At 75.4% G+C, this 6,000-nt stretch carries 4 protein-coding genes; 1 reads left to right on the top strand and 3 read right to left on the bottom strand.

The annotated features are described in order from the left end of the window. The first annotated feature begins 445 nt into the window (after positions 1–445). Positions 446–1,567, top strand: a complete 1,122-nt coding sequence (locus ABT160_RS40430) for a S1 family peptidase (RefSeq protein WP_351653745.1) — start codon at positions 446–448, stop codon at positions 1,565–1,567. A gap of 85 nt (positions 1,568–1,652) precedes the next feature. Here ABT160_RS40430 and ABT160_RS40425 read toward each other — a convergent pair whose 3' ends face one another. The 3 genes from ABT160_RS40425 to ABT160_RS40415 all read right to left on the bottom strand — a co-directional run bounded on the left by ABT160_RS40425 (position 1,653) and on the right by ABT160_RS40415 (position 5,940). Beyond that, entirely contained in the window at positions 1,653–3,137 is a 1,485-nt protein-coding gene (locus ABT160_RS40425) for a long-chain-fatty-acid--CoA ligase (RefSeq protein WP_351653741.1), read from the bottom strand. Between the two features lie 134 nt (positions 3,138–3,271). Further along, positions 3,272–4,468: a PucR family transcriptional regulator gene (locus tag ABT160_RS40420; protein ID WP_351653739.1), complete on the bottom strand. Its 1,197-nt coding sequence runs from the start codon at positions 4,466–4,468 to the stop codon at positions 3,272–3,274. Positions 4,469–4,617: 149 nt separating this feature from the next. Continuing rightward, complete coding sequence (locus tag ABT160_RS40415; protein WP_351653737.1) at positions 4,618–5,940, bottom strand: MFS transporter; 1,323 nt, start codon at positions 5,938–5,940, stop codon at positions 4,618–4,620. Between the last annotated feature and the right edge of the window lie 60 nt (positions 5,941–6,000).

The raw sequence follows: 6,000 nt of genomic DNA, 5'->3' as shown, positions 1-6,000 counted from the left end.
ACTCCCGCCCCGCCCCGCACCCCCCGGTCCCCCCCTACCCCCCGGCCCTCCCCCCCCTGGTGGGGCCGGGGCTGTCCGCCGCCCAGACGCCGTGGGGGGGGGGGGGGGCCCGGGGGTTGCCCCCCGCGCGCCCGTCCGGGGCCCCGGCCCGCGCCGGAGGACGCGCGGGCCGGGGGTCCGGCATGCCCGCGAGCAGCCGTGAAACCCCTGGTCACCACGGCCGGAAAGTGATGTGGACCTGCCGTTCGGAACGCCGCTAGCGTGACGGGCCGAGTCGGTTGAGAGCGCTCTCACACAGCCTCTCGCCGTCCCGCCGAGAGCACTCCCCCCACACCAGGAGGTCTGTTCCGTGACCACACCCAGAGGTTCCCTGCCGAGGCCCGGAGGTCCCCTGTCCGCACGCGGGGGTCCCGCACCCGGGGCTTCCCCGAAGCGCGCCGCGGCGCTGCGCGCGGCCGTCGCCGCGCTGCTGCTCACCGTCGGCCTGGGCGGCGCCCAGGCCTCGGCCGCGCCCGTCCCCGGGGCCGGTGCGCCCGTCGCCTCCGCCGGACTGCTCACCGCGATGGGCGAGGACCTCGGCCTGACCTCCACCCAGGCCGAGGCCAGGCTCCGCGCCGAGAAGGCCGCCGCGGCCGTGGAGCGGAAGGCCGAGAAGGCGGCGGGCGCCGCCTACGGCGGCTCGTGGTTCGACGCGGCCACGGGCCGGCTCGTCGTCGCCGTCACCGACCGCGCCCGGGAGGCCGGGGTGCGGGCCCTCGGCGCCGACACCCGGCTGGTCCGGCACAGCGGGGCCGCCCTGGACCGCGCCAAGTCCCGCCTCGACGGGCTGCGCGCGCCCGCGGGCGTGGCCGGGTGGCACGTGGACCCGCGCGCCAACAGCGTCGTGGTCACCGTGGTCGGCGCCCGGAAGGACGCGCCCGCGGTACGGGACTTCCTCGCGCGGGCCCGCGCGGGCGGTCCGGTGCGCGTCGCGGAGACCGCCGAGGCCCCCCGTACGTACGCCGCGGGGACCGTGGGCGGGGACCCGTACTACACGGGCAACGTCCGGTGCTCGATCGGCTTCTCGGTGTACGGCGGCTTCGTGACCGCCGGGCACTGCGCCCAGGCCGGGGCCGCCGTGCGCGGCTGGGACGGTTCGGCGATGGGCACCTTCCAGGGCTCGACCTTCCCCGGCGACGACTACGCGTGGGTCTCGGTGCACAGCGGCTGGTGGACCGTGCCGGTGGTCCTCGGCTGGGGCACCATCCCGGACCAGCTGGTGCGCGGCTCGGGCGAGGCCCCGGTCGGGTCGTCGATCTGCCGTTCCGGCTCGACGACGCACTGGCACTGCGGCACGGTCCTCGCGAAGAACGAGACCGTCAACTACAGCCAGGGCGCGGTGTACCAGATGACGAAGACCAGCGTGTGCGCCGAGGGCGGCGACTCGGGCGGCTCATTCCTCAGCGGCGACCAGGCGCAGGGCGTCACCTCGGGCGGCTGGGGCAACTGCTCGTCCGGCGGCGAGACGTGGTTCCAGCCGATCAACGAGATACTCGGGCGCTACGGTTTGACGCTGCACACGGCCTGACGGCGGTGTGACGGGGGCCCGGCGGTCGGCGCACCGCCGGGCCCCTGCGCGCCGCGCACCCGGCCGTTCGTGGTGCGCACGGCGCTCACGCGCACACCTCCCTCAGCTCGCGCTTGAGGACCTTTCCGCTGGGGCCGAGCGGCAGTGCGCCCAACAGGCGCACGACGCGCGGGTACTTGTGCTTGCCGAGGTGTGCGCGGGCCCAGGTGACGAGCGACTCGGGCGTGTCGGTGGCGCCGGGGCGCAGGACCACGGCGGCGCAGATCTCCTCGCCCCTGGTCTCGTCGGGCAGGCCCAGGACGCTGACCTGCGCGACGGAGGGGTGGCGGGCCAGGGTCTCCTCGACCTCGCGCGGGTAGACGTTGAAGCCGCCGCGGATGATGAGGTCCTTCTTGCGGTCGACGATGCTCAGGTAGCCGTCGGTGTCGTGCACGCCGAGGTCACCGGTGCGGAACCAGCCGTCGACGACGGCGGCCGCGGTGGCCGCCGGGTCGTCGAGGTACCCGGCGAAGACGTTGTGGCCGCGCAGCACCACCTCGCCGACCTGCCCGGGGGCGAGGAGGACGATCCGGTCCTCGGCCCCGGGGTCGGCGACGGCCGCCTCGACGCCCCAGATCGGGTGGCCGACGGTGCCGGGGCGGCGGCCGGTGGCGAGCTGGTTGAAGAGTGCGGCCGGTGAGGTCTCGGTGAGTCCGTACCCCTCCAGGACGACGGTGTCGAAGGCGGCCTCGAAGCGTTCGAGGAGCGCGGTGGAGAGCGCCGCTCCCCCGGAGACGGCCATGCGCAGGCCGCCGGGGCGCGCCCCGCCGTGCTCCGCGGTCTCGGTGAGGGCGTGGTACATGGTGGGCACGCCCATGAAGACGGTGACGTCCTCCTCGGCCATAAGCTGCAGGGCGCCCGGGCCGGTGAAGCGCGCGCTCAGGACGAGGGCGGAGCCCGCCCGCAGGGCCGCGTTCATGGCGCAGGACTGGCCGAAGCTGTGGAAGAGCGGCAGGCAGCCGAGGACCACGTCGTCCGGGGTGAGGTGGAACAGGTCCTGGGCGCAGACGGTGGCGTTCATGACGAGGTTGGCGTGGGTGAGCAGGGCGCCCTTGGGACGGCCCGTGGTGCCGCTGGTGTAGAGGATCACCGCGGTGTCGTCGGCGTCGCGGGGTTCGGGGCGCTCCAGCGGCTCGCCGTCGGTGGTGACGTGCAGCACGTCGGCTCCGGTGGCGTCCGCGGCCTCGCGGGCGACGGCTTCGAGGGGGCCCGCGGTGACGACGGCCCGGCAGCCGCTGTGCCGCAGCACGTGGGCGACCTCGTCGGCGACGAGCAGGGCGTGCACGGGGACGACCGTGGCGCCGGCCGCGAGGACCGCGTAGTAGGCGCGCGGGAAGTCGGCGGTGTTGGGCAGCAGCACGGCGACCCGGTCCCCCGGCCGCACGCCCCGGTCGCGCAGCCGGGCAGCGAAGCGCAGGACGTCCAGCCACAGCTGCCGGTAGGAGACGCGGACCGCGCCGTCGACGACCGCGGTGCGGTCGGGGTGGCGGGCGGCGGATTCCTTGAGGATGGTGGCGACGCTCAACTGCACGGTGGCTCCCTTGCGCGTACGAACGGGGTGTCCGACGCGCTCAGCTTCCGCCACCCCGGCGGCCGGGGGCCATGTGCGGACGCACAGTCTCGCCGTGCGCGCGATGGGCAGCGGCACCGCGCTCCCCGCACGGCTCAGGAGGGACCCGGGCGGTCGAGTTCGAGGGCGCGCAGGGCGAGCGACCAGCCGAGGCGGGCCTCGCCGGAGTCGGCGGGCCAGCCGGTCAGCTCGGCGACGCGGCCGATGCGGTTGAGGATCGTGTTGCGGTGGCAGAACAGCCGGGTCGCGGCGCCGGACGCCGAGCACCCCTCGTCGAGCCACACGCGCAGGGTGTCGAGCAGTACGGAGCGTTCGGCGCCGCTGCGCAGGACGCCGTCGAGGTAGCGCACCGCCAGCCGGTCGGCGATCTCCGGCTCGGCGCCCAGGGCGGCGTGCACCAGCCGCTCGTCGAGCGCGGCGACCTCGCGGCTGCCCGGCGGGAGGGTGTCGAGGGCGCGCCGGGCCAGGCGCAGGCCCTGGGCGGCGGCGGGCAGCTCCTCGAAGGGCGGGGAGATGCCGGCCCGGCAGACGCCCTGGGCGCGCAGGGCGTCCGCGAGCGCCGCGGTGTCGGCCTCCCTGACCCGTACCAGGCCCGCGACGGTCTCGGCGCGGGGGCGCCAGAACGACCACATGCCGAGGGCTTCGAGCGCGGGGCCCGGGTCGGGCGGGGAGGCGGGGTCGTGGGCGTCCTGGGCGATGACGACGACCACGTACCGGCCGTGGCGCGGCACGCCCAGGGCGGTGGCGGCGGCACCGGCCACGGCGGACTCGCCGCCCCGGCCGTCGAGGAGCGCCTCGAACAGGGCGCCGCGCCGGGACGCCTCGCGGTGCTGGAGCTCCAGGGTGCGCAGCCGGTAGGCGTCGGCCATCGCGGAGGAGAAGCGGTCGATGGTCTCCCAGACGGCACCGGCCATGTCGCCGACGAGGCGCTGCTGGACGGGCGGGCGGTCGCGCATCCAGTCGGCCATCGCCTGCCACAGGACGCGTCCGCCGCGCCGGTAGGCCCGCAGGACCGTGGCCAGCGGCATGCCCTGTTCGGCGCGCAGGCGTCCGTTCTCGGCGGCGACCGCCTCGAAGCGCTGCTCGGCGGCGGGCATCCCGGCGAACTCGAGGAGGGCGAGCTCCATGTTGCCGCGCAGGGCGAGGCGCAGGTCGTCGTGCGAGACCGGGCTGCCGCTGGCGTAGTGCGTGCTGTGGGCGCAGATGTCGTCCGCCAGGCTGTCGATGAGCCGGTCGATGTCGGCGACCAGGGTCACGGCCAGCTCGCGGCGCAGCGCCAGCTCCTCGTTCATGGCCGAAGGATAGGGCCTCCCGCACCGGCCGGAACCTTGCGGTCGCGCGGGGCCCGGTGCGGGGTGTGGTGCGGGCCCGTTGTGAGCCGGCACAACGCGGGTCCCCGGGCGTGGTGGCCCGGGGACCCGAGGTGGTGGGGCGTGGCGGTTCAGTCGGTGAGGGCGGGGACCTTGCCGGGCAGGGCGCCGTCCTCGCGGCCGACGGTGCGCTTGAGCAGGGCGGCCAGGGCGATTCCGGCCAGGCCGGCGAGGACGACGAAGACGAACGGGGAGCTGTCACTGCCGGTGCGGTCCTCGATGACGCCGAACGCCATCGGGCCGAAGAAGCCGCCGAGCAGGCCGACGGTGTTGATGAAGGCCAGTCCCACGGCGGCCATCAGGCCGGACATCCGGGACATCGCGACGGACCAGAACAGGGGCAGGGTGCCGGTGAGGAAGAAGTTGGCGGCGAACAGGAGGGCGTAGCGGCCGCCGGCGGATCCGGTGGCCAGGTAGGCGGCCATGGCGGCGGTCCCGCCGAAGGCGCAGAGCACGATCAGGCCGGTGTCGTTGCCGATGCGGCCGTGCAGCCAGGGGAAGAACAGGACCCCGGCGAGGATGGCGACGCCCATGCTGCCGGTGACGAGCCCGATGGTGAAGGAGCCCTTGACGCCGAGCCCTTCGATGAGGGACGGCAGGTTGAACCCGATGGCGGAGCCGACCAGCTGGTTCACGAAGTACGTACCGGCGAGGAGGAGCACCACGGGGCGCCCGAAGGCCAGCTTCAGGTTGCCGCGGAGCCGGTGCGGCGAGGGCTCCCCGCTGGCCGCGTGCTCCGACAGGGCGGCGGCCTCCTCGGCGGAGAGCCAGCGGGCGTCCTGCGGGCGGCTGGGCAGGGCGGTCCAGACGAGCACGCCGACCGCGACGGTGACCAGGCCCTCGGCCAGGAACATCCACTGCCAGCCCTGCAGCCCGGCCGCGCCGTCGAGGGCCATCAGGCCGCCGCCGGCCGGGGCGCCGAGGATGGTCGCGGCGGCGGGCGCCGTGTAGATGAGGCCGACCACCCTGACGCGGTGGCGCTGGGAGAACCAGAGCGTGACGGTGTACATCAGGGCCGGGTAGAGACCCGCCTCGGCGGCGCCGAGGGCGAACCGCAGCGCGTAGAAGGACGTCTCGCCCTGGACGAACATCATGGCCGCGGAGACCAGGCCCCAGGTCACGGCGATGCGCGCGATCCAGGCACGGGCGCCGACCCGGTGGAGCACCAGGTTGCTCGGTACTTCGAGGAGCGCGTAGCTGACGAAGAAGACGCCCGCGCCGAGCCCGTACGCGGCGGCGCCGATGCCGATGTCGGCCTCCAGCTGGCTCTTGGCCAGCGCGACGTTGGTGCGGTCCACGTACGACATGAAGTACGCCAGGCCGAGCAGCGGCAGCAGCCGTCGTATCGCCCTGCGGGTGGCGGCCGCGTGGACCGCTTCGGAGGTGGTGGGCATGGGAGTCCTTCCCGCGGGCGCGGGTGCGCGCGGCAGGCCGTGGTGGTGGGGAGGCGGTGC

Origin of the sequence: Streptomyces sp. NPDC001941 (genome assembly GCF_040296945.1) — a bacterium.
GTDB lineage: Bacteria > Actinomycetota > Actinomycetes > Streptomycetales > Streptomycetaceae > Streptomyces.
This window is presented reverse-complemented; position numbering and strand designations above follow the sequence as displayed.

Coding starts and splice junctions, on each gene's coding strand:
- ABT160_RS40420 (WP_351653739.1), bottom strand. CDS start 4,468: ATGAACGAGGAGCTGGCGCTGCGCCGCGAGCTGGCCGTGACCCTGGTC.
- ABT160_RS40415 (WP_351653737.1), bottom strand. CDS start 5,940: ATGCCCACCACCTCCGAAGCGGTCCACGCGGCCGCCACCCGCAGGGCG.